Source organism: uncultured Campylobacter sp. (assembly GCF_938045345.1).
Taxonomy (GTDB): Bacteria; Campylobacterota; Campylobacteria; order Campylobacterales; family Campylobacteraceae; genus Campylobacter_B.
This window is the reverse complement of the sequence record NZ_CALIMS010000014.1, coordinates 13,754-39,393: the sequence shown is the minus strand read 5'-3', so window position 1 is coordinate 39,393 and position 25,640 is coordinate 13,754. Positions and strand designations below refer to the sequence as shown.

The following is a 25,640-nucleotide window of genomic DNA, read 5'->3' as shown; positions in this document are numbered from 1 at the left end:
TCGGCGCACGCTATTTATTTAAATTTTAAATCTCGTTTCGGTCTGTATTTTAATGACGCTCTGAATTTATCGCCGTAAGCCCCTATCCTGCTTGCGCCGCTGCTATCCGCAATGAAATGCACGCCGCAAGCCTAGCGCCTTTTAAAATGCTTCGTATCGATACTGCGCGCCGTGTTTTCAGGCTATCCGATGCTAATTAAAATTTCGCGGCGCAATGTTTATTGCAGTTGGCGCCATGCTTGATAAAATTTGCCCGCCATTATCGCAAGAAAAATGAGCGTCAAAGCTCCAAATATCGTAGCTGTAAATTTATCATCCGTCGTAGCGTATTTGTCATATCTGAATTTCATCAGATACTCGCGCTGCGGCGGGTCGACGCTCGCATTATAATCCAAAAATAAAACCTGATACGCCGTGCCGCGACCCTGAAACGGAAACGGACGGCTTTGATACCAAGCTTTAACTCGCTTGCCTTCCAGCCATTCGTATGCGATTAGCGAGATAGAAGGCTTGATATTTACGCCTTGCCACTCGTCCGCTCCTGAGCGCTTAAAATTAGCTTCAACAATTGCCGCATTGAGCAAAATTTTATTTTTATAAAAAGAGGTTAAGTTATCCGTATCGCCATTTAAAAAGACTTTGATAAATTTGCGCTCATCCGTAAAAATCTGCATATATTCGCGCCCATCATCGCTTCCGACATCCATGATTATTCCATTCGCGATTTTCAGATCATCTAAGCTTTTAGGATTCAAGCTAAAAAGAAATCCGTACCACATCGCCGCCAAATAAAATGCGATCATAAATAGATCGAACTTGCGATCTAAGTTATACCAAATTTCGCCGAGCTTCATCGATCATTACATTGTAAGTTTCGCTGCAAGATACGGAATTTCACGGCTTTTATGATCGCGAGCTATGCTGCATCGCAAGCGCCTCCATCGCCCCGACGGGCAGAAATAGCACTACGCCCACGATTACCACTGGTATAGCCACGATGATGCCTAGCGTATCCAACAGGGCGTTGCCCTCGCAGCGTTCGGGCCTAACCTCGATGTTTGCGGCTATCGGGGAGCGTAGCCTATCGCTTGGCTTCATTATTTCGCTCAGATTTTTGATTTGCACTACTCGCGCATCAAAGTTAAAAATAACCTCGATCTCGCCTTTTTTCTCATCGATTTCGATGCGATTTGCTAGAGCTTTGATTTTGGCGACATCTGCACCAGCTGCGGAATTCAAAAATGCGCTGAAGCTACCGCGCGCCTCGCCGTTTTTCGCATCCATCACTTCGATCCGCACAAACTCGCGCTTAAGCCCTTTGGCGTATCCGCCATCGTAAAATTCCGAGATATTCTTAAGCGACGAGCCGTTCGTTAGGACATAGCTGAGTTTCTCGCCTACGATGTATTCCTTGCCATCGTTTATGAAAAATGCCGTAATCTTTTCGGGCGTTTCGTTAGCCCCAGGCACTACGTTTTGTTTGCACTGGCATCCCACAAGCAGGACGGCTAGTAAAACAGCGATAAATTTTTTCATGATGATCCTTTAAAATTTTAAATTAGCGTATGAATTCCGCAGCCAAAGCTCTATCTTAAAAAATTTCAGCAGCGAAATTTTGCGCCGATACGATTTAGCCGTAGCCGGACTTAAATTTAGCCTCAAACGGGCTACTTCAGTGCCGCTTTGACCGCCTCGCTTAGCCGCTTGCCGTCCACGCTTGAGCCAAGCGCTTCCTTGGCAGTTTTCATCACGCGCCCCATATCCTTTGCGCCGCTCGCGCCGAGCTGCGCGATTAGCGAGCTAACTTGGGTTGCAAGCTCGGCATCGCTTAGCTGCGCGGGCAGATAGGACGCGATAATCTCGATCTCGCCCTGCTCTTTTTGCACCAGATCGTCGCGACCGCCCGCACGGTACTGCTCCACAGAGTCGTTTCGGCGCTTGATCTCGCTTTGAAGTATGCTAAAGACGCGCTCGTCGCTAAGGCTGATGCGCTCGTCCACCTCGACCTGCTTAAGCGCGGCGTTAAGCATCCTAAGGCTGTCTCTGCGGAAGTGATCGCCGCTTTTCATCGCCGTTTTAATGTCTTCTAAAATTTGCTCTCGCACACCCATTTTTCACTCCTTTAGATTGAAATTTCGGCGGTAATTGTAGCAAATTTAAAATTTGGCTCGGGTAAATTTAAGAGGATGAAATTTTAAAATTTTAAAGATTTAGCGCAATTTGCGGCTAAACTTAAAGCTCGCGCGGCTACCCTTTGCGGCAAAAAGCTCACGCATAAAAGGCTCTTGCAAAGCCTAGTAAAATTTAAAAGGCCCCGCGAGAAATAAAATTCCCGCGAGGCAAAGCAGGCGATAAAAGTTCGCGAAAACTCTATTTAGTGCGTGAGAATATCATTCGCACGATTTGAATCAAGAAGCACACGCTTCCAACCAAAAAGATCGTATCGCCGATGATGCGCGCCCAGCGGAGCCCATAGAGGCTATCTTTTTGCAAGAATTCCGCACTTCTTGCGTACCACATACCCACGTCGATCGCCGCAAACGCCTGCAAAATTCCAACCGGCAGAAGCGAAATCAGCACCATTAGAAGCAAACCTGCGTTAAGCGCCCAAAAGCCGATCTTCATAAGCGTATCGTCGAAGCTTTTTTGCCTGTAGATATACAGCGCCACGAGCCACACGAAGCCGAGCGCCAAAAAGCCGTATACGCCAAATAGCGCCGTATGAGCGTGCACTGCAGTGGTGTTTAAGCCCTGGATGTAAAATAGCGCAAGCGGCGGATTAATTAAAAAGCCGAAAACGCCCGCGCCCAGCATATTCCAAAATGCCACGGCGATGAAGCAGTAAAGCGGCCATTTTAAACGCTTAGCCCAATCCTGCGCGAATTGAAGCTTGTAATAATGAAACGCCTCCGAGCCCAAAAGTACCAAAGGCACGACCTCAAGCGCCGAGAAGCTCGCACCCACAGCCATTATCGGCGTAGTGGTACCCGCAAAATAGAGGTGGTGGAAGGTGCCAGGAATTCCGCCAATTAGGAAAATCGACGCGCTAGCAATCGAGGTGTAGGTGGCAAATTTCTTGCTTACTAAGCCCAAGGACGCGAACACGAACGCCAAAGACGCCGTCGCGAAAACCTCGAAAAATCCCTCGACCCAAAGGTGCACGACCCACCAGCGCCAATACTCCATCACAGGGATAGGCGAGCGCTGTCCGTAAAATAGTCCCGCACCGTAAAAAAGCCCCACGGCGATGACCGAAGCGGTAAAAATCGCCAATAAATTCTTATCGCCCTCGGCTCTAAAGCCCGCGATAAAGCCGCGAAGCACGAGTACCATCCAGATCACAAGACCCACGAACAGTATCAGCTGCCAAATTCTACCGAGGTCTAAATACTCGTATCCTTGATGTCCGATCCAGAAGCTGCTGCTTGGATCCATCTTGCCCGCAATCGCCATGTATTCGCCCGCGAAGCTGCCGACGACCAAGAAAAGAAGCGCGTAGAAAAGCACGTCCACGCCGAGCTTTTGAAATTTAGGATCCTTGCCGCCGTTGATGATCGGCGCTAGAAACAATCCTGCCGCCAAAAAGCCGGTAGCGATCCAGAAAATGGACGCCTGCACGTGCCAGGTGCGCGCTAGCGAGTAAGGGATATATTGCGAAATATCAAGCCCGAAAAAGGACTGACCCTCGATCGTATAGTGCGCAACAAAGCCGCCGATGAAGGCTTGAAATGCAAACAATGCAACCGCTACAAAAAGATACTTGCCGAGCGCCTTTTGCGACGGCGTAAGCGCTAAAGCGGCGATCGGATCGGCGTTTAGCTTTGCAGGAGCCTCGAAATCCTCGTCCTTTTTGCCGTAGAAATTTCCAAACCATACTAAAAGACCGATGCCGGTAAGCAAAATAACGAGGCTTGCGATCGTCCAAACGACGTTTTCCGTGGTAGGGACATTGTCTATCAGCGGCTCGTGCGGCCAGTTATTGGTATAGGTCGCCTCTCCGCTCGGACGATCCGTAGAAACGGCCCAAGCAGTCCAAAATATGAAATCCATAAGCTCGGCGCGATGCTGCTCATTTGCGAGCGTGTTTTCCTTCATCGCATAATCCTCGCGAAGCTTTTTAAAGCGCGGATCGTTTCCGAAAACGCCCATGTACTCGTCTTTTACGACCGCCATAGCTTTCAAGCGATCATTGCTTAGCTTGACAGTGCCGTCTTTTACGGTGTTGGTGCGATACTCAGCCTTGGTAAGAGCCTTGATCTGAGCCTTTTGCTCGTCGCTCAAAGCGTCAAATTTCGCTCCGAAGCGCTCCTGCGCCTTGATATCCATAAACGCAACCAGCTCCTTATGTAGCCAATCTGCGCTCCAATCGGGCGCCTGATACGCGCCGTGACCCCAGATTGAGCCTACCTGCATACCGCCGATGCTCTGCCAGGCCTCCTGCCCGCGGTAAATGCGCTCGGTGCTGATTAGCTCGTTGCCGCTAGCATCGGTAAATTTTACCACCGGCGGAGACTGCCTATACACCTCGCCGCCGTAAAAACCCAAGAAACTAAAGCCCACGATGAGTACCGCTACAAGTGTCATCCAGAGCTTTTTATATTCTGCCATTTTCACTCCTTTAACTGAAATTAGGAGTGAATTCTACCCATTTAAATTTCTATAAGCATTGAGGCTCGTCAATAAAAAGATAAAATTTATCTGCTTAAGCTGGAATTTATTAAAATATACTTGGAAGGAGTACGAAACGATTGAGAAAATATACGCATAAATGGCGTAAAGATACGGTAATTAAATAGCGCCGAATTAGTTGGTTTTAAATTTAAATAATCAAGCAGCATGGTAGCACGATGTGCGTGCAACTTAGAGGCAGAAAAAGATATGTAGCAGATAAATGAGAGGCGAGGAATTTTCCTCGCCTAATTTACTTAATTACTCCAGCCGCTTGCGTAAATCTGTGCGATCTGCTCATTAGAGCGAAATTTATCCTCACCGAAATTTACAAATCCTTTATCGCTCGCATAAGAATTTAGATCCTCGATGATCTTTGAAATTTTATCGCTAGTGATGTAATCTCCATCGCCAAGCTCTATTCTCTCTACCGCAGATTTAGAGCTGAACTGGTTTTCTATGGTTAGGCTTTTGCCTGCGTAACGCAATACTAAATCCTTGCCGAAAACCCCGCTTCTGCTAAATGAAATTTCATCCTTGCGAGCACCTTGTAGTTTTAGTACATCTCTGCCGCCGTCTTTTAAGCTTAAATACTCTTTATCTCTAATCACGACGCCGTCTAAACTCGCAGATACGATGTATGTATCATCGCCGTCCGAACCGATAAGCGTAGCGCGATTTGCAGTGGCTATCAGCGTATCGTTTCCCCTCTCACCGTTTGCTATATCGCCCTCCGCCGCAAAGATTACATCGTCACCCTTACCTGCATTGATATGGTTAAATTTACCAAGGCTAATGATGGTATCGTTTTGCTTCGAGCCGTTTAGGATGTTTTTATCACCGGATGAGACGATGGTGCCTGCCGTTTTCAAAGTAGCCGTCTTTTTGAACTGATACCATTTCTTGCTTGGAAGCGTCAGGTTAGAATTTGAGATATTTATCTCAGTGCCGCCGTCAAGAAGAATTTTTCTAAGTTTCATATCTTTTGAGACGAAATAATCCTTAAGCGTCGTGTTCGATCTACCGCCATTAATGATCAGATCATTACCCGATCTTGCAAATTTAAGATCCGCCGCCCTGCTTGTAGTCAAATTTAGCGTATCACTTGCCTTACCGTCGATTACTATATTTTCGCTTCCGTCATTTATATAGCCGAGGTTTTTAAATTTAAGCGTTTTGGTAACCGAGATGCTACCGTCGCTAACTTCGATTTTAAATTCCTCTTCGCCTGCGGATTTTGAATTATAAAGATAACTTCCGTCGGAATTTAGCTTTAAATTTTTACCGCCGCTAATAAGCTTAAATCGAAGCACATCGCCGTCTACATCGCTGGCTACGATCTTATCCGCGTAGCTGAAAGTATTTTTAAGAGTGACGATTTCATTAGGATCTTCTACGATAGGTGCATCATTTACCGGGTTAATTTTTAGAGCAATCTCTTTTTCGCAGCTTAGCCCAAATTCGTTCGTAACTCTGATTTTAAGACTTTGCTCGCCGTTAAAATTTAGCGCAGGTTTTACATGCAACATTCCATCATCGCCCAGCTCGGTGCTTAAATTCTCATTTGTAGTTAAAATTTCAAATTTTAACGCGCCGCCTATTTTGTTTTCCACTTCGAGCGCCTCAGCTAGGCTCGTATCCTCATCAAAGATAAATTTTTCGCTTTTTATGTCGGGAGCCGAAACTTTCACGTTAAATTTAATCTCGCTTTCATCAAAGCTACCCCGACCGTCGCTCACTCTAATTTTGACGCTATCCTCGCCGATAAATTTATCGTTTGGGGTGTATTCGTAGCTTCCGTATGCATTTATGCGGAATTTTCCGTTTTCTGCGTCTTTTAAAATTTCATAGCTAAGCTTATCGCCGTCAGGATCAATGGCTTCTAAAGCGGATACAAACTGTCTAACGTCGTTTAACTCGGCATTTACGAGCTTATCTTTAAATTTTACAGGATTATTTTGCGGAGGTTCCGCTTCGGATATCTCTTTAATAAACTTATCAAAATCATAAACCTTGCCGTCAAAATAAAATTTTTCTATCTTGCCTTCGGTGTAACCTTTTTTTATAGTTATGCCGCCTATAATTTCGGTTTTATTATATGGATTGTAGACCGAAATTTTCATATCGTCGCCCTCGCGCCTAAACTTTAGATCCTCAGGGCTTAAAAAGGCAAATCTTAACGCATCCGCTCCGCCGTCATCGTAGATGATGTCCTCACCATCGCCTAAATAGTATTCGTAGATATTCCTATCCTTCGATCCAATTAGCAGATCATTGCCGGCTCCGCCGTTAAGAATGTCTATACCGTTGCCGCTCATCAAGATGTCATTTCCTGCGCCGCCATAAATCTCGTCGTTAAAATCCGAACCCGCTACGAGGTCGTTGCCCTCTTTTGACGAGACGATAACACCCGAACGCTCTTTGCTATAATCAAAGGTCTCGCTAGTTTTATCGCCAAATACATGCTTGCCGATAACGCCCGTGATTTCGTTACCCGAAAGGCTAAATTTTATACCGGTTTTAGCCAGAAGTGACGAAATTTTATCATCGCTTAAATAACTCTTATTGAGCTTAAAAAGCGCGTAATTATAGTCTCTTTTTAACACCGATGCTAGCAGATTGATCGACAGAGCCGTTTCACTTGCATTCGCTTCACCGCTAATTATGCGAGCTAACTTTAAATTTAGAGCGTTAAACATAAGTGCGCAGCTTTTCGCATCCTCGCCAAAAAGTTTATTTGCTAAAATTTTACTGATAGAATCAAATTTTATATTCTCGTATTCTTTAAGCACCGCGGTAATTATATACGGATTCGCCCTTTGTTCTGCGCTAAGCCTTGCACCGCGGAAAGCCTCCACAACGGAGATTTTCTTTTCGGTTTCGTCGTCTAGATCGCTAAGGGCGATGCTTTGCTTTTTGCTCGTCTCAAACCACACGTCGCGTACTATGCCGCTACTGCCGTCGGTTCTTCTAAATTCCCCGCTTGCGGTTATTTTATTGCCGTTTTCGGTTTGAGTATCCTCCGTAGATTTTAAAGATATCGATGAAATTCCAAGCTCTTTTAGACCTTTTACTTCATCTTTCTCGCATTTGCCGTCTCCGTTGTCCTGCCAAAGAAGCAATTCGCCGAATCTCTCGTCTCTTTCGTCGATCACGCCGTTATTATCGCTATCGAAATCCTTTAGAGCCTGCACGCCGTCCTTTGCGTAAGTGCCGTTTTCAAGCTTGGAATTTGATCCGAAAAGCTCGAAAGAGTTATTGATAATCCCGTCTTTGTTGATATCTACGGCTAAAATTCCATCACCCTTTTCTATCCATGCGGTTTTATTTCTCCTGCCGTCATTTATATAATCAAAATATGCCTGCGAATTATCTAGCGGCGTAGATGTGATGCCATTGCCGTTAAGATCAAGCGCAACCGGCGGCAGCGATAAGTCCTGCGAGCCGAAATTATCGTTTAAAGCCCATTTGTCTAAAATTTTATCCATATCCGAGCTTAGCTCATCAAACGCTTTATCTACCACGCCCGCTCTGTACTCTTGCACGCTTTGTTTCAAACCATCATCGCCCGCCATAGCGTCGTTTAGCGATCTGACTTTACCGCTTCCCGCGAGGCTTGAAAGATCTCCCCCTTGCTCTGCGTCTTTTCTTTCGTAGATCGTATCCAAAGTATCCGATTTAAACCATCTGTTTTCAAAGCTAAGCTCACCATCGTTAGCACCTATTTTAGCTCCTCCCGAGCCTGTATAGCCGCTGCGTATATCAATGCGCTCGATGCCTGCATTAGATAGTGACTTTATGCCATTTTTAGGGGTTGGATTAGGAACGACCGGACCCGAGTGATCTTCATTGCCATGATCCGGCAAAATTTCGTTTTCTCCTATTTGTCTAAAGCATAGTCTTTTGAATCCTTTAGTTTCTCCATCTTGAGAAAAGGGGATAGCATTGCCAATAATTATATTATCATTTTCATGCCATATATCCTCTTTAGGATCTTGTACAGATATGCTGTCTATGCCTAATTCTTTTAATGTTTTTAATTCACTTCTTTGGCTTATTCCGTCGCCGTTATCCTGCCAAACTAGAATTTCATTAAATTTATCGTCCTTTTCATCCAAAATTCCGTTATTATCACTATCGAATTTCTTTAACACCGCAAGACCTCTATTTATATAATCATTATTTCCCCATCCTTCAAATTTTTCGCCTATTAGTTCAGTGGTAGGATCAATGTATCCATCTCTATTTAGATCCATAGCAAGTAGCCCGTCACCTCGCTCTATCCAACCGCTCCTTTTAATCTCGCCATTTATATTAAATTTAGGCGAGGAATCGTCGCTTGGCGAAATAGAAGTGATACCATTATTATTTAGATCAAGCACAAAGGCATTTAAGGAGTTATGAATTACCTTATTTTCTTGGGCGCGATTATATATTTCTTTGTCATCCCAATCGGTACCATCTTGGAATATAAGTTGTAATCTTGAACCTCCCTTGATATATATCTTATCACTTAGCTCATCAAAACTCTTACCTTCCTCTTTTAGCGCTATCTCATACGATATCCAATCAAATAAATCATGATTCTTTCTAATAATAATGTCATCAGTAGTAATGCCTTCTTTAAATTCTATACTTGTATAAGCATAACCACGCCAAGATCTCCATACCTTATGACCGATTATGATATCTTTTCCATCCCCTCTACCAAATTTGAAGACATTAAAGCTACTACTTCTAGAGTCACTTTTAAAATAATCGTCTCCCTTGCCTGCGTCTATAATATTATATCCGCTACCTACTGATATCATATCATCTCCATCTCCGGCACCAATTTCATAATCGCCGTCTCCACAAACTATAATATCATTACCATCTCCGGCGTTAATTTTGCGACTATCGTCTCCACAAACTATAAGATCACTTTTATCGGTACCGTTATATAAAAAATCGAGATTTAATCTATTGCCGTCAGATAAAACAATATTTTCTACAATACCCGTAGTTTGAGCTGGCTCAGAAATAGCTCGCTTACGTCTAGAATTGGTACCCGCGGATAGATAAGCCGCATTATTAGCGATATTATTGTTTTCGGAAGCAATTGCCTCTGATGTCGCTACCGGTGCATCGCCAGCAACGGCATAATCGACTCCAAAGTTTATAGTAATTACGTCCGTTATTTTACTTAAATCCTCATCCTTGGTAGCGATACCGTTTTTGACGTAAATTTTAATAGATTCATTCGTCTTTTCGATGATTAAATTCTCTCTACTGATTCCCTCGCCAAATTTTAAGGTATCTATGCCATTCCAATCATATATGTTGACCTTACCGCTTCCTCTTTCATAGGTATAAAGAGTGTTGCCTAGGGTATCGTATTCACTCTCTTTTAGATTCACCTCGCTCGAATATCTTATTCCATTCAAATCCCAAGGCGCAGCATCGGAAACCAAATTAATCGACCTAGGATCGCTATATTCGGGCTTTTGCTTATCTAAATTTAGCTCCTTTATATCCTTATAAAAGATAACCTCTTTTACTCTTTTTAGCCCTTGGTCTGTTTGCAGAGTAAGGTCTTTTGTTTTATCTCCCAAGAATGCTCTTGCCCTGTCGTCTCCATAGATGTATAAATTTATAGAGTTATCGTCATTATTTTTAACGTAGATGTAATCATAAATTTTGTCGCTTTTATCGATCTTCATATCATGATTTCTATCATATCCGCTAAGAAGGGTGTCGAGATAATTAAGAGATATGGATTTGATCGGGGAGTTGGCGTCGTTTATAGAGATCAGCTCGCCCTCATCTGTTTTAGCATTACGATTTTTATCTATCCAGATGCTTAGGCTGGAGTTGTCCTTGCTATCTATCACTCCATCTTTATTAGTATCAAAATCTCTAAGCAGAGATAAAGTATCCAGGGTGGTTTCCCCTTTGGAGTTTAAATATCTGTTGCCTATGATCTCACTGCCGTTATCAACTATGCCGTTACGATTTGTATCGTTTACCAGCACCCCCTCGTCTTGTCCGAACCAATCAAGCATCCTCTCTTTAAATCCGTCGGAATTCATATCGAAATAGAGTTTATTGCCGGATTTATCAGTATCGGTAGTACCCGATAAATTTAACGCAGCTCCGCTCTGCTTGGAATTTGCATTATTCGCATTTGAAGCAAAGCCCGCCTTGTTTTTGTCTTTATCACCGGAGCCTGAATTCTGCTCGGAGCGGTTAGGTACACACATACCGTCGGAGCAAGAGCCTGAATTATCATTTTCGTTCGCGGCTTGGGAATTTAATGGGTTAGAATTTGCGGGGGCGGTATTGTTTGCCGCCTGCGGTATTTTTGCTATCAGCATAGAGTTAAACTCCGGCTCGTCAGGGCACTCTACATAAGGGATGTCCGGGCTCGGCTGTTTGGAAGGAATCGAGATGCTAGGAACCGAGCCTATGCTCCAAGACGCACCTCCGCCGGCTCCACCTCCGCCGCCTCCACCAAATCCTCCACCTTCGCCGTATGAGGTAGAGCTAGGTAGATTAAAGCTTAGATCGAAATTCTTGTGAGTTGGTTGAGGGCATTTATCTTCTGGAAAGTCAATGATGGTACCTAAACCAGCAGCGAATTTAGTCACGTTTTCTACATCATATCCACTATAATATAAACTTTCTGCAACTAACAAAAATACTTCCTTGCCTTCTGTTTTACCGTCCCTTACAATTTTTACCTTTTGAGTGATGGAGGTAACCCCTGCGGATATTTTCGCAAAAATATAATTTTTCTTTTCTTCGCCTATTCTGCCATAGTCTTTCTCTTCTAATGCGCTTCCCTCTACAGTAAATAATCTTAAATTCAAATCCTTTTCCAATGCCTTGTCTATACTTACAGTAAATATAGCTTCTCCATCATTTTCTATAATACGCAAATTTGAAACGGTAAGATTTACCTTGTTAGGATCTTGTAAATAAGTTTGGACTTCATCGGAATGCAAATATTTAGCGTATTCAAGAAATTGAGCTTCTCTTACTTTCTGTTTATAGTCTTCATATGTTTCCATTCTGTCCAATTTCCAAGCTATAAGCGTTAAGATCATCCCTCCTATCGCGCAACCTACTCCCAAAGGAGTTGGAAGCACCCCTATTGCCAGTAATGCATCTGCGGCAGTAGCTGCCATAGATGAGGGGCGAACTGAACCATACTTTTTTATATCATCCTGCATTGTTTTGACATCCAGATCAAAACTAGCTGGGAGCGTAGCTAAACCGGCTCCCTTTACCTTTAATCCAGTAAAAAACGAAGTAATATCAATAACGGCCTTCTCTGCATTTGATTTGCTTCCATTATTTTCATCAAAATATTTTTCAGCATTTTTTACTGCGTCATAAAGAGTGCTTCCACCACCAACATATGAACCTACAGCGGGAGTATTCAAAATATCCTTTATTATATCTAATCCCACTGATGGATTAATGCTTGCCATAATTTTCTCCTTTAAATTTTGATATGGTATCTAGAATTATAAAAATTAAAACCATATGAGACATTGCTAGCATAAACCATTTCTTCGGTGTAATATAATATCCTCTATCCGCAAATCTCATAAAATATCTATTCCCTTTTATGCTTTCTCGTTCGCCTAAATTATCGTCTAAAATAAGAATTTGATAAGCCGTTTTCGTTTTAAACGGAAAGGGGAATTCAGAATACCAAATCCTAACTTTGCGATCTTGCAAAAGATCAAAACGTAGTATATTTCTTTGTTTGTCATATATATAAAATTCATCTATCCCTTTATAATTTAGTCCCAAGGAAACCTTCTCTACGGCTTTTCTTTCGCTATCATAAAATTGCAATAACCACCAGCTTCCTCCCCTTAACGCGGAATCGCTAGTAAAACCTGTTACTATGCCATCTGTGATTTTGAGATCACTTAAATTTTTTGGATTAGACAAAGCGACTATATAATACCATGCGTAAGCGACAAACATTAGGCAAAAGTAAATTTTTATCTTATTCCAAATGCTTAGCCATTCGTAAAAATTTTTAATTGTCCTCACATTAGTCTCTTTGTTTAAATATTTTTTATTTTACCGCTATATGACTTAAAAAGCATACAAAAATAAATTTTATTTAAGCCATTTAATTCAACTTCCGCTAATTTATATTCTATACTCCAAAACACTATAAAAAATTAATTCAAATTTAAAATGATCCGTCGCTGCTACTTTCGCGAGGTTTAGGAAGCGGCGAAATTTTAGTGTAATACTCGTCTTTGCCGTTATACTGGCGGCTAAAAACGCCGTCCGGGACGGTGAAGTTGCGCCTGGTTTGCGGATATTCTTTTAAATAGGCATCTAAAAATTTTGCAAACACCGGTGCTGCGGTACGTCCGCCGCCCTCGACCTTTCGCATAGGTTTATAATCGTCGTTGCCATACCAGATGATGATCTGCAAATCCGGCGTAAAGCCGCAAAACCATGCATCTATGCTATCATTTGAGGTGCCTGTTTTGCCCGCTATGTCGATGCCCTGCACGCGCGCGCGAGTACCGGTGCCACGCTGCACGATATTTTTTAATAGCGTAGTCATCAGATATGCCTGTTCAGGGCGCAGCACGCGGCGGCGCTCAGGCTCTATAAAGCGAGTTTTGCCGTCCTTATCGGTAATCGAAACGATAAATTTTGATTTTGCAGTAATCCCAAGCCCCGGGAACATCGAATACATCGTAGAGTATTCAAGCGGCGAAATTCCGTAGCTGCCGATAGCCACCGATAGAGCGGGCGGGACGTTTTTAAAGCCGAACTCGCCAAGCTTTTTTACCGCGCGATCAACGCCGATAGATTGCATCAGATTGATCGAGGCAAGGTTGCGCGAGCGAGTTAAAGCTTCTTTGATCGTGATGTAGCCGCTGTAAGTCTTGTCGTAATTTTTCGGCTTCCACGTTTTATCGCTGCCATCGTCGAATTCTCTAGCTATATCGGGAACTTCGGTCATCGTCGAGTAGCCCATATCAAGGGCGATTTGATAGACGAAAGGCTTGAAGCTGGAGCCGGTTTGGCGCTGGGATTGGCTAGCGCGATTGAAATTTGATTTCGCGTAATCCACGCCGCCTACTAAGGCTAAAATTTCGCCGTTTTGCGGATGCGTGACGACCATAGCGCCGTTTACGTTGCTTGCATTGGCGTCTTTGTTTCGCTTTAAAATTTCATTGTAGCCGAAAACTAATGCCTCTTGCGCCATCGCTTGCGCCTTTAGATCAAGGCTCGTATCTATGCGGTATCCGCCCGTGCGGACGTCCGGTAGAATTTTTTCCGCTTCTTTTATGATCTCATCTACGGCATACGGTGCTACGTTTTGCGTGAGCGTTTCGTTGTAGATCGTAGGCTGTTCGTTCATCGCAAGCTCATATTCGGTCTTATTTATCCAGCCGAGCTCATGCATCCTATAAATCACATTATTGGCGCGCGAAAGCGACAAATCAAGGTGCTTAGTAGGATCAAAGCTGCTAGGAGCTTTCGGCAAGCCCACTAAAATCGCGATCTCTTTAAGGCTTAAATCTTGCAAATCTTTTTTGAAATATCCCAAAGCCGCCGTGCGAATGCCGTAATATCCGTGCCCGAAATACACTTCGTTAAAGTAACGCTCTAGAATTTGTTCCTTGCTTAGGGCGTTTTCTATTTTAAGCGATAGGATCGCTTCTTTGATCTTGCGATCAAGCTTCTTTTCGCTCGAAAGAACTAAATTTCGCGTGATCTGCTGCGTAATCGTGGAAGCCCCTTCGACGAATTTCATCGCTTTGACGTCTTTAATAATCGCCCTAAAAATCGCCTCGACATTCACACCGCCGTGTTCGAAAAACGCCGTATCCTCGATAGCTACGAGCGCCTCGATCACGCGGCCTGGAATCTCGTCGAATTTTACGTAAATTCTATTTTGTTCATTGAAAACGTTGGCTATCAAATTACCGTTGCGATCATAAATTTTAGTCGTAAGCTCAGGATGATAATCGATGATCGAGTCCGATTCCAAGCGGATTTGCGAGTAAAAATACAAAAAAATTCCGCCTGCGGCAAACGCACAAACCGTAATAAAACTAAATAAAACTCTTACCATACAAACCTCTTTAAAATTTCCAGATCAAGCCCCATCGCCGTGAATTTTGACCCACGCGAGCTTTTAATATATTTTTCGTTAAAGCCTTCGATACTCATCGCACCCGCCTTGCCGCGCCAATCGCCGCTAGCGATATAGTCTTTCAAATCCGCTTCATTAAATTCCGCAAATTCAAAGCTTGCGACGCTAAGTGCCGAAAACTCTAGCGCCTTACTGCAAAAAATCATCGCAGTATAAACGGCGCAGCTGGCACCGCTTTGAGCTCGCAGCATTCTTAATGCGTCCGCTTCATCCCGCGCCTTGCCTAAAATTTTACCGCCAACAAGCACGGAGCTATCGGCAAACAGCACTCTATCATAATTTTTATAAATTTTAAAAAACTGCGTTTTCTTGGCTACAGCAACGCGGTAAGCATAGGTGTGTGCATCGTCCTTACTAATGCCGCTTTCGTCGAAATTAAAAGGAATTTGCGTAAATTCTACGCCGTTATCCTTTAGAATTTGCGCTCTAGTAGGCGAACTGGAAGCTAAATAAATCATCAAAACTCGCCCACCGTCACGCCTAGATAAACGCAAATCAGCGTAACTACGATATTTAACGGGATGAAATATTTAACGACGATGATTAAATGCTCATTCGCCTCAAGCTCATCGCCCTCATCCAAAGCTCGCTTCAAAGATGAAATTTTATAATGCATGTAGATAAAATTTAGTAGTATAAAGCTGGCGCCAGCCCACAACGTGGCAATCGCACCTTTTACCATAGGATCTGAAAATTTAAAACTTCCGCCGTCCGCAAGAAAAAATCCACTTACGCAAACGATCATCAAAAATAGCGCAAAGAACTGCTCATAGCGTTTCATATATCGCAAAATTTCTGTAAATTTTACATCCTTCGCATCTGCTTGGCTTTTACTGCTTAAATTCATAAAAATCCGCGCGATCAAAAATACGCAGATCTGCGCGCAGATCAAAAAAATCACGCTTAAAATGTGAATCAGCGGCAAAATTTGCGAGGCTTTGATGAAGCCGGTATCTATTTCGTTCAAATTTTACCTTTTGCGTAAGAGATCGCCTCTTTGATCGCTTCTTCGATTTTTAGCACGTCCTTGCCGCCTGCGGTAGCAAAATCATCGCGTCCGCCGCCGCCGCCACCTAAAATTTGCGCCGCGAGCTTAACCCACTCGCCCGCTTTAATAGGCGCGTTTTTAACGCCTGCTGCGATTGAAATTTTGCCGTCGGTGCCCACTTGCATCAGCATTATCGCCGCCTTTTCGTGGCTATTTTTAAACTCATCTATCATAGTTTTTATATCACCGCTTTCGACCGAGGATACGCAAAGTTTAGTATCACCGACATTTAGAAAAGCCAGTGCATGAGAACTGCTTGCATGCTTAATCTGATCTTTTAGCGATCTGATCTCATCTTTTAATTTCTCAATCGCGCGGAGAGGCTCAATCCCTTTTAGCTCCGCAGAAATTTCAGCAAGCTTAGCGCGATTTTGAAGCGCCAAATTTAAAGCGGCGCGCGAACAAACTGCCTCGATACGCCTAACACCCGCACTTACGCCGCTTTCTTTAACTATAAAAAACGGTCCTATCTCGCTTAAATTACTCACGTGAATTCCACCGCAAAGCTCCTTACTAATCTCTCCAAAGCTCACAACGCGCACTTTTGAGCCGTATTTTTCGCCAAAAAGCGCGATTGCACCGCTGTTTTTAGCGTCATCTATATCCATAATCTCAGTTTTTGCCGCACAGCCCTTGCAAACGGCGTTATTTACAAATTCCTCGATTTTAGCTAGCTCCTCGTCGCTAAGTGCCTTAGGATGCGAGAAGTCAAATCTTAAGCGGTCCGCTTCAACCAAGCTTCCTGCTTGAGCGATATGAGCCCCTAGCACCGCACGAAGCGCCGCGTGCAAAAGGTGCGTCGCGCTGTGATGACGTGCAATCTGTTCACGCTCCTCAGAAACCTTAAGCCCGACTATATCGCCGATTTTTAGGTTACGATTAAGGCGCAAGTGGGATAAATTTAGCCCATAAAATTTCTGCGTATCAAACACATCGGCTATGGACTCCACTTCGCCGCTATCGCCCGTTTGACCGCCGCTTTGTGCATAAAACGGAGTGACATCAAACATCGCCCAGCCGATATCGCCGGCTTTGAGCTCATCCACTTCCGCAAAATCCTCGTTAAGTAGTGCTAAAACCTTGCTCGTGCGGCTAAGCTCTTCGTAACCGCTAAATTTATTCTCGCCGAATTTCTCTAGCAGCGCCTTGAAATCGCCACGGACGTTTTTATCGCCGCTACCCTTCCATGCGGCTTTAGCTATCTGCCTTTGCTCGCTCATAAGCGCGTCAAATTTAGCCTCATCCACGCGCAAATTTTTCTCGCGCAGCATATCAGCGGTCAGATCGAGTGGAAAGCCGTAGGTATCGTATAGTTTAAACGCGACCTCGCCGCTAAAAATTTCTTTAGTGCGCGCAAGCTCCTCGTTAAAAAGCTCGATGCCGTTTGCCAAAGTGGCGAAAAACCGCTCCTCTTCGAGTTTAATCTGCTCCTTTACGGCTTGCTTTTTCTCGTTCAGATAGGCATAGTGCCCGCCCATCAGCTCGCATACTTTATCCACGAGGCGATACATAAAGGGCTCTTTTATACCTAGCAAATAGCCGTGGCGAACGGCACGGCGCAGAATTCTACGCAAAACATATCCCCTACCCTCGCGATTAAAATTTGTTCCCTGCGCTAGCAAAAACGTAACCGAGCGGATATGATCGGCGATGACGCGATAGCTCGCGCCGCTTTCATAAACGTAAGGTTTGCCGCAAAGCTTTGCAACCTCATCAATTAGCGGCATAAAAAGCGAGCTGTCATAGTTGCTAAACTTGCCTTCTTTAATCGCCGTGACGCGCTCAAGCCCCATGCCGGTGTCGATACTAGGCTTTGGAAGCGGGCTAAGCTTGCCGTCTTTGCTGCGCTCATACTGCATGAAAACCAAATTCCAGATCTCCAAAAAGCGGTCGCCGTCGCCGCCCATATAATCCTCGGGCGAGTGAAAATGCTCCTCACCCTGATCATAAAAAATTTCGCTGCACGGCCCGCAAGGTCCGGTATCGCCCATCGCCCAAAAGTTATCGTGATCGCCGAAGCGGTATATGCGCTCCTGCGCTATGTGGCGCGCCCAGAACCCGAACGCTTCGTCGTCCTTTTCGTGCACGGTGACGTAGAGTTTGTCTTTAGGAAGCTTTAAAATTTCAGTGATAAACTCCCACGCATAGGCAATCGCTTGCTCTTTAAAATACTCGCCGAAGCTGAAATTTCCAAGCATCTCAAAAAACGTATGGTGGCGCGCGGTGTAGCCGACGTTGTCTAGGTCGTTGTGCTTGCCGCCGGCGCGGATGCAGGTCTGACAGCTCGTGCGGATAGGCGGCGTCGGACGCGGAACAGCTCCTGTAAATATGCTTTTAAAGGGCACCATGCCCGCATTCGTAAAAAGCAAGCTATCATCATCGGGCACCAACGGCGCGCTGGGGATGATCTGATGGCCCTTGCTTGCAAAGAAATTTAAATATTCGCTTCTAATATCCATGATTTGTCCTATTTCAAGTTAAATTTTAAAGGCGCATTTTAGCTAAATTAGATTTTAAAAACTATAAAATTTTAACCATTCTTAGTTATAATGGCGCGAAAGATTAAATTTAGGGCATGGCGATGAAAAAAAAGATAGCGATCATAGGCATGGGCGAGCTTGGTCAAAAGCACTTCAGCGAGCTAAGAAGGAGCGATTATTTCGAGCTTGTAGCGCTTTATCATAAGGGCAGCAGTGAAAATTTCGGCCCGCGCTATCCGATCTTTGATAATCTAACCGATCTTTTTAACGTCGCCAAGCCCGATGCCGTAGTCATAACGGCTCCCCCGCCATCGCATAAAGAGCTGATTTTAAAATGCCTGCCGTTTACCAAAAATATCTTTGTAGAATCTCCGCTCGCACAAAGCCTAGCCGAAGCCAGAGAGATAAACTACGCAGTCACTACTAACGGTACGCGCCTAGCCGTAGGCTACTCCGACCGCTACAATCCCGTCATCGTATCCTTGCTACGCGAGCTTGCCAAGGGGGATAAAATTTTTTCGATGAGCTTTGTAAGCGGTTTTGCAAACGATGATAGAGCAGATATTGTCGCCAATGCCCTTTTTAGAGATATCGATCTTGTGCGGCTGCTTTCTCACAGCGAGATCGCCTGCATAGAACTTAGCAAAAATATCTCTAAAGAGCGCACTCTAGCCGCATGCGCGACGCTTCACACAAAAAGCGGCTGCTATTGCACGCTAATGCAGTCCAATCTCTATCCGATCAGACGCCACGGTATCGAGATTTGCACCGACAGCGGTGTGTATTTCGGCGATCTAATCTCAATAACTCTTTTTAAAATTACGCCTGACGGGCGCGTAAATCTGCGCGTCGATCGCGATGACTTTTCGCTGCGCCGCGAACACGAAGCATTTTGCGCGATGTGCGACAGCAGTACTAACGCAGGTCTTGCAAGCGTCGAGGATGCGATAAAAATCAGAGAAATCATCTCATGAAAAAAGCCCTAATTTTGCTCAACATGGGCGGTCCGAACAATCTGAGCGAGGTTGAAGTTTTTTTAAAAAATATGTTTAACGACCCCTTTATTTTGGGCGTTAAGAGCGATTTTTGGCGCAGCGTTTTAGCCGCGCTCATCGTAAAAAGCAGAACCGCATCGGCGCGCAGCAACTACGAAAAATTGGGCGGGCGCTCGCCGATATGCTCCATCACCGAAGCGCTTTGCGAGCGGGTAAATTTACTCGCGCGAGCAAAATTAGGCGCGGGATTAAAATTTGAAAATGCAGCGGATGCGGGCGCCGCGAATGAGCCGCCGCAAGACATTTCATTGCAGAGCAAGCCGCCGCAAGACGCCCCGACGCAGGGCAAGGCGCTGCAAAACGAGGCGCCGCGGGATAAAAAACCGATAGACGAGTTAATTTGCGATTATGCGATGAATTACACGCCGCCATTTGCGGAGGACGTGCTTAAAAAATATGCGGATTTTGATGAGATAATTTTGATGCCTTTGTATCCGCACTTCTCAAAAACTACGGTGCAATCGAGCCTGTGCTCTGCCGAGGCGGCACTTAAACAGCTCGGTATAAAAAATTATAAGATAGTTGATATTTTCTACGACAACGCCGCTTACAACGAAATTTTGCTAAATTTAATCGCAAGCTGCGTCGCAAAATTTAGCGCGGATGAAATTTCGCAAATTTCACTCATATTTTCTGCCCATTCGCTGCCGGTAAAAATGATCGCCGCGGGCGATCCTTACGAGGCGCAGGTAGAAGCACACGTGGAAATTTTAAAAGATCTGCTGGCTGCGCGCGGGATTAAATTTAAAGAGATCATTTTGGCGTATCAATCGCGCCTTGGCCCCGTGAAGTGGCTAGAGCCCAATGTCGCGGACGTTTTGCGAGATCTGCAGAGCAAAAAAGCGCTGATATTTCCGATCGCGTTTTGCGTGGATAACTCCGAGACCGATTTTGAGCTGGATATTTTTTATCGAGCCAGGGCGCGCGAGCTGGGTTATGAATACTACGAAGTGTGCAAATGCCCGAACTCCTGCGAGAATTTTGCAAAATTTATACTCGCGCAGGCGCTGTAAATTTACGAATTAAATTTAACTTTTCTATTCGAGCCTTTTATGTTTTTTTGCAGAATTTACAAGCCTAATGCAATGCCGATAAAATCGGCGAAATTTCATTTTTAAGCAATTAGAAAGAGCTTTAAATTTAATTATTTCGCAGCGGGTTGCGTAGCCGCTTACTGCTTTTGATCTTCCGCTTCCTTACTAAATAAGTTTCTTTTATATTCTTTATAGTCGTTAGTTAGCCTCTCGACTTCCTCTTTAGATATATGGAAGTTGGGATTTTTTATATTTCTTTCATCTGCCGTAAATTCTATCACGCGAACTTTTTTCCGCTCTACCGCAAATAGTATATACTCTTTGATATTTTTAAAGGTAGCGTTCTTGTCGGAACAATGTTTTTGTAAAAAAGCAAGTTCGAACCTAGCTTTAGTTGCTTTCTTATAATATTCGCTTTCTATATCATACCTATATTCTTTATAGCATTTATCATCATACATTCTTTTTAAAAATTCATCGTTTGGGATTCCGCCTATATCATATTGCAAAAGTAGATCTATCATAGCTCCGGGCTCGGGCACGTCTAACAGATCGCCATATACCGATTTATAAAGTCTAAACTCCTCTACCCCATACTCTTTATGAGTATTCTTTATGTTTCTATAGCTCGGTATCTCCTCTAGTTTATTTGAAACATAGACCTCTCCCATATTGAAAGTGGAGTAGGTATACGGTCTATAACCGCTCTCTAGCACCATTTTCATTATATCGTACATATTGTTTCTAACTAGGTGGCTGATAAAATAATATGGCTCGCCTCCGCCGCTAAAAAGAACCTCTTTCGTGCGGTAATGTATGATTGGCGTAGCGTTTTCGTCAAAGCTTATAGAATCTATCCAGTTTTCGACGTCCATAATGCCGTAGGTTTCCTGCACGATCTCTACTTCGTCAAACTTAACTCCGCTATCTAGTAAAAGCCCAACCGACTTAGTGGCGTTATTTTCCATAGCGTATGCCATAGGGGATAGCTCATAATTATCTTTCTTATGAGGATCGGCACCCATCTCTATCAGCTTTTTTGCTGTCTTTTCGTCATCGTAAAAGCTAGCGTACATCAAAGGGGTAACGCCGAAATGAAGAGGGGTATCTACGCTTATATTATTATCCTGCATAAATTTTAAAATTTTATCCGTATCTTTTGATTTTAAACTCCTGCGTAAAAGTTCCATCGTGGGGTTATCTCTAACCTCCTCTTCGTCTATATCCCAATATCTATAGCCAACTGCGTTTATCTCCTTTTGTGTTACGTATTTAGCTAGCTCGGAGTTAGGATCTACTTTGGTATTTGCAGTGACGGTATAGTGATGGGAGGTTGATTTAAATCTGCCGGTCTGAACTTTGAGCGCCAAGGCAAAAAGACCTATAAAAACAACTATATAAAATATACCTTTAAAGATGTTTTTTATGATTTTAAGCAAGGTCTTCAAAAAGGTCTTCAAATTTGATCCTTTAGCCTTAAAACACTAGCCTGTAAAGAGCTTTAGCTTTTAAGCAAAACCTAAAGCGACAACTCGTTTATTCCCCGAAAGTGCCGCGATTATATAACGATGAGGATTAACTTTCACTTATACCAAAAAATTTTATCTATTTTTGTAGCTTAGTATCGTGTTTGAGCTTCAAACTTAGAAAGCAAACTACATTAATAAAGTCTAAATTTAACCCCCAAGCTAAATTTCAGAGCTTTCCTTGCGCGCCTTTATAGACGTTTTTTACGTCGTAAACCAGCGAGCCTGCGTAATCAAGCTCGAAAAATTGCTTATGCGCCACGGCGATTACGACGCAGTCAAATTTGCGCAAGTCGGGCTTTTGCAGCAGATCAATGTCGTAATATCTCTTGGCGTCGGCGGCGCTCGCCCAAGGATCATAGACGCTTACCTCGCAGCCGAAATTTTTAAGCTCGCCTATCATATCCACAACGCGCGTATTGCGGGTGTCGGGGCAGTTTTCTTTAAACGTCAGCCCCAAGATCAAGACCTTCGCGCCCTTTACCTTTTCGTCGTATTTTATCATCATCTTAACGACCTCCGTAGCGACGTAGCTTCCCATATTATCGTTGATGCGGCGGCTTGAGAGGATGATTTCGGGGTGATAGCCCACCTCGGTCGCCTTCTGCGCCAGATAATACGGATCGATGCCGATGCAGTGTCCGCCCACGAGACCCGGACGGAAGCTTAAGAAATTCCACTTCGTAGCCGCCGCATCGATGACGTCGTTGGTGTTGATACCGAGCTTGCCGAACAAGATCGCAAGCTCGTTGATAAAGCCGATATTGATGTCGCGCTGGGTGTTTTCGATCACCTTCGCAGCCTCGGCGACCTTGATGCTGCTAGCGCGAAAGGTGCCGTTTTGCAGTATGCTAAGATAGACGCTATCTACGATGTCCAAAGCCTCCGCGGTGCTTGCCGAGACGATCTTTTTGATCTTCGTGACGGTGTGAATTTTATCGCCCGGATTGATACGCTCGGGCGAATACCCGCAGAAAAAATCGCGGTTAAATTTAAGCCCGCTTACGCGCTGCAACACTGGCACGCAGTCCTCCTCCGTAGCGCCCGGATAGACAGTGCTTTCATACACGACGATGTCGCCCTTTTTAAGCACGGCGCCGACGCTTTCGCTGGCCTTGAGTAGCGGCGTAAGATCTGGGCGATTTAGCCTATCTACGGGCGTCGGCACGCACACGATGTAAAAATTGCTCTGCCTCATATCATCTAGCTTCGCGCTAAATTTAAGCCCGTTTTGAATCGCTGCGGCAAGCTCCTCGTCGCTAAGCTCCAGCGTGCGGTCGTGCCCGCCGCGCAGCTCCTCTATGCGCTCCAGGCAGACGTCAAAGCCCACGACCTCGTGTTTTGCCGCAAACGCCGCCGCCAAAGGAAGCCCCACGTAGCCAAGTCCGATTATCGCTATTTTCATTTTTCCCTCATTTGCTTTCATATTTTCCTCTTTTCTTTGCGTTAAATTTCGCTCTCAAACTCGCTAAATTTCAGGGCTGCGCAGATACATGCGCGTCTTAAAATTTAAACATTGCAAGCTCGCTCGCCGTTTTACTTACGCTTATTTACACGGTGAAATTTAAAATTTCGCCTTGATACGGAATTTTACGCCGCGCCAAAATCCCGCGTCGCGATAGAATTTAATCTTCGTGCCGTTAAAATTTGCGCCACGAAATTCTATGCCACCAAAATTCCGCGCCGTGAAATTTCAACTGAAGCGACGCAGTAAAATTTCACGCTGTCAAATTCCGCGAATTTTCATCGCCGCAAAATTTTAAAAAACCTCGCGAAATTTAGCAAATTTAATCTTTAATTTCAACCGCCTCATCCTTGATCTCGACCTTTTGCGTGGCGTTTGCGTCGGCTGCGGGCTTTAGATAGCCCTCCTCTATCAAAATTCCTACCGCCCGCTTAAAGATCGGCAGCGCATTTTGAGCGGCGTAGTAGCTGCCCCTTTTAGGCTCGCGCACCAAAACGCCGATCGTGTAGCTGGTGTCCGCGTCGTTGGCAAAGCCGAAAAACGAGCTGTTATAGGCGCTCGAATAGCCGCCTCCCTTGGCGATGCGCGCAGTGCCCGTCTTGCCGCCGATTTGCAGCCCCGCTACTCGACCCTTGCGTCCCGTGCCGCTCTCGACCGTTTTGATTAAAATTCCTTTTATTACGTCAGCGGTAGGTTTAGAGATTACCTGGCGGGTTTCGCTTTCGTTGACGATGTAAGTTTTGCCATTATTTTCGAGATTTTCGACTAGGCGCGGGCTAATCATGACGCCGCCGTTGTTAAAGACGGTATAGGCATTGAGCATCTGAAGGAAGGTCATCTGCGCGCCGTAGCCGTAGCTGATCGTGGCTTTGTAAATTTTATTATTCAGGCTTTTGATGCTTGGGATATTTCCGCTTTGCTCATACGGCAGATCGATACCCGTTTTTTGCGACATACCGAAGTTCATCAGCCCGTCATAAATAGCCTGCCCCTCCAGCCGCTCTGAAATTTTAATCATTCCAATATTTGAGCTGTGGATGATGATCTCCTCGCCGCTCATCTGCTTTGCAGGATGCGTGTCGCGGATCGTGCGAGTACCAAGCTTATAGCTGCCGTTATAGGTGTTGATGATCTCTCCCGGTTTGACGGCTTTGGCATCATAGGCGATTGCGAAAATTATCGGCTTCATAATCGAGCCCACTTCGTAGGCGTATTCGCTCGCGGTAAAATTTAAATTCTTAAGATCGTTTTTCGTGATGTTTGAGGGGTCATAGCGGGCATTGGTCGCAAGGGATAAAATTTTGCCCGTTTTGGAGTTCATAATGCCCACCACGATTTCTCGCGCATCGTAATTATCAGCGCCCTCATCGCTTAGGCGCTCTATCTTTCTTTGCAGCGTTAGTGGCACGCTTAGACGGACGTTGTAGCCGTCGATCCTGCCCGTTTTTTTGCTGCTACGCTCTAGGATAATGTTGCCGCCGATATCGCGCGGGCCCACGATAAACTCATCTCTAACCGGCGCTAGATAATACTCATAGTACTTCTCGATCCCCTTAATTCCGCTAACCTTGGTGATACCATCAACCTCTTTTTTATTGATATAGCCGATTAACGGAGTTAGCGAATCGCCGACATTGTAACTGCGCTTCTCGCCGCTTTCGGTCACGCTCATGCGGATAGGCGGATTTAGCCTGCCGTTTGAGCCCATAAAGCTAACGAATACCTTTTTTAAATTTAGTTTATATGCAAGCTCTTTTAGATGCACGGCGGTTTTGGCGTCGATTTTATACGACAGCACGGTCGTGCCACCAGAGCCCTCGATCGCGCTTTTGACGCGCTTTTCACTATCGCCCGTGTAGATGCAATATAGCCGCACGAAAAGATCAAGCTTGTTTTTATCGATGCTGCGCGCATCGACGCTAACTTTGTAGAGTTTGACGGAATTTGCCGCGACGTAGTTATCTTTTGCGATTATCGCGCCGCGGATCGCGCTGTTGGTTTCATTGACATCCAGGCGCGGTAGCTTGCGCTCAGTGCTGCCCCAAAAATATAAAATCGCCAAAAATACGAAAAGCGCCGCCGGCACGAATATAAACATCACGATAATCATACCGACCGAGGAGCTTTTATCTCTTTGCCACATCTTATTTCTTTAAAATTCTAAATTCCGCGTAT

Annotated in this window: 15 protein-coding genes; 2 read left to right on the top strand and 13 right to left on the bottom strand. The window is 44.7% G+C overall.

Annotated elements, in window-relative coordinates; all coding sequences use genetic code 11:
* Nucleotides 1-218: 218 nt before the first annotated feature.
* The 10 genes from Q0144_RS03790 to alaS form a co-directional block, all read right to left on the bottom strand.
* Complete coding sequence (locus tag Q0144_RS03790) at nt 219-854, bottom strand: hypothetical protein (protein ID WP_298061870.1); 636 nt, start codon at nt 852-854, stop codon at nt 219-221.
* Nucleotides 855-903: 49 nt separating this feature from the next.
* A complete protein-coding gene (locus tag Q0144_RS03785) occupies nt 904-1,536 on the bottom strand; it encodes a hypothetical protein (protein WP_298061867.1) in 633 nt (210 codons plus the stop codon).
* A gap of 131 nt (nt 1,537-1,667) precedes the next feature.
* Nucleotides 1,668-2,111 (bottom strand): GatB/YqeY domain-containing protein, encoded by a 444-nt coding sequence (locus Q0144_RS03780; protein WP_298061865.1) that lies wholly within the window; start codon nt 2,109-2,111, stop codon nt 1,668-1,670.
* A 259-nt stretch (nt 2,112-2,370) separates the two neighbouring features.
* Nucleotides 2,371-4,608, bottom strand: a complete 2,238-nt coding sequence (locus Q0144_RS03775) for a nitric-oxide reductase large subunit (protein WP_298061863.1) — start codon at nt 4,606-4,608, stop codon at nt 2,371-2,373.
* A 317-nt stretch (nt 4,609-4,925) separates the two neighbouring features.
* Entirely contained in the window at nt 4,926-12,143 is a 7,218-nt protein-coding gene (locus Q0144_RS03770) for an Ig-like domain-containing protein (RefSeq protein ID WP_298061861.1), read from the bottom strand.
* Nucleotides 12,130-12,720 carry a hypothetical protein gene (locus Q0144_RS03765; protein WP_298041095.1) on the bottom strand — a complete coding sequence of 197 codons (591 nt, stop codon included), beginning with the start codon at nt 12,718-12,720 and terminating at the stop codon, nt 12,130-12,132. The genes Q0144_RS03770 and Q0144_RS03765 overlap by 14 nt, the downstream gene beginning before the upstream one ends.
* Nucleotides 12,721-12,865: 145 nt before the next feature.
* Nucleotides 12,866-14,776, bottom strand: coding sequence for a PBP1A family penicillin-binding protein (locus Q0144_RS03760; RefSeq protein WP_298061859.1), 1,911 nt, complete (start codon nt 14,774-14,776; stop codon nt 12,866-12,868).
* Nucleotides 14,770-15,315 (bottom strand): septum formation inhibitor Maf, encoded by a 546-nt coding sequence (maf, locus tag Q0144_RS03755; protein ID WP_298061857.1) that lies wholly within the window; start codon nt 15,313-15,315, stop codon nt 14,770-14,772. Before maf ends, Q0144_RS03760 begins: the two co-directional genes overlap by 7 nt.
* Entirely contained in the window at nt 15,315-15,824 is a 510-nt protein-coding gene (locus tag Q0144_RS03750) for a hypothetical protein (protein WP_298061855.1), read from the bottom strand. The genes maf and Q0144_RS03750 overlap by 1 nt, the downstream gene beginning before the upstream one ends.
* Nucleotides 15,821-18,364, bottom strand: a complete 2,544-nt coding sequence (gene alaS, locus Q0144_RS03745) for an alanine--tRNA ligase (protein WP_298061853.1) — start codon at nt 18,362-18,364, stop codon at nt 15,821-15,823. Before alaS ends, Q0144_RS03750 begins: the two co-directional genes overlap by 4 nt.
* Before the next feature lie 122 nt (nt 18,365-18,486).
* Between alaS and Q0144_RS03740 the strand changes: the two genes are divergently transcribed.
* Nucleotides 18,487-19,359 (top strand): Gfo/Idh/MocA family oxidoreductase, encoded by an 873-nt coding sequence (locus Q0144_RS03740; RefSeq protein WP_040304050.1) that lies wholly within the window; start codon nt 18,487-18,489, stop codon nt 19,357-19,359.
* Complete coding sequence (gene hemH / locus Q0144_RS03735; RefSeq protein WP_298061852.1) at nt 19,356-20,453, top strand: ferrochelatase; 1,098 nt, start codon at nt 19,356-19,358, stop codon at nt 20,451-20,453. The genes Q0144_RS03740 and hemH overlap by 4 nt, the downstream gene beginning before the upstream one ends.
* A gap of 158 nt (nt 20,454-20,611) precedes the next feature.
* Here hemH and Q0144_RS03730 read toward each other — a convergent pair whose 3' ends face one another.
* From Q0144_RS03730 to Q0144_RS03720, 3 genes are all read right to left on the bottom strand, one after another.
* Nucleotides 20,612-21,934: an ankyrin repeat domain-containing protein gene (locus Q0144_RS03730; protein WP_298061850.1), complete on the bottom strand. Its 1,323-nt coding sequence runs from the start codon at nt 21,932-21,934 to the stop codon at nt 20,612-20,614.
* A gap of 235 nt (nt 21,935-22,169) precedes the next feature.
* Complete coding sequence (locus tag Q0144_RS03725) at nt 22,170-23,405, bottom strand: nucleotide sugar dehydrogenase (protein ID WP_298061848.1); 1,236 nt, start codon at nt 23,403-23,405, stop codon at nt 22,170-22,172.
* 382 nt (nt 23,406-23,787) lie between these two features.
* Entirely contained in the window at nt 23,788-25,608 is a 1,821-nt protein-coding gene (locus Q0144_RS03720; protein ID WP_297949209.1) for a penicillin-binding protein 2, read from the bottom strand.
* Nucleotides 25,609-25,640: the final 32 nt, after the last annotated feature.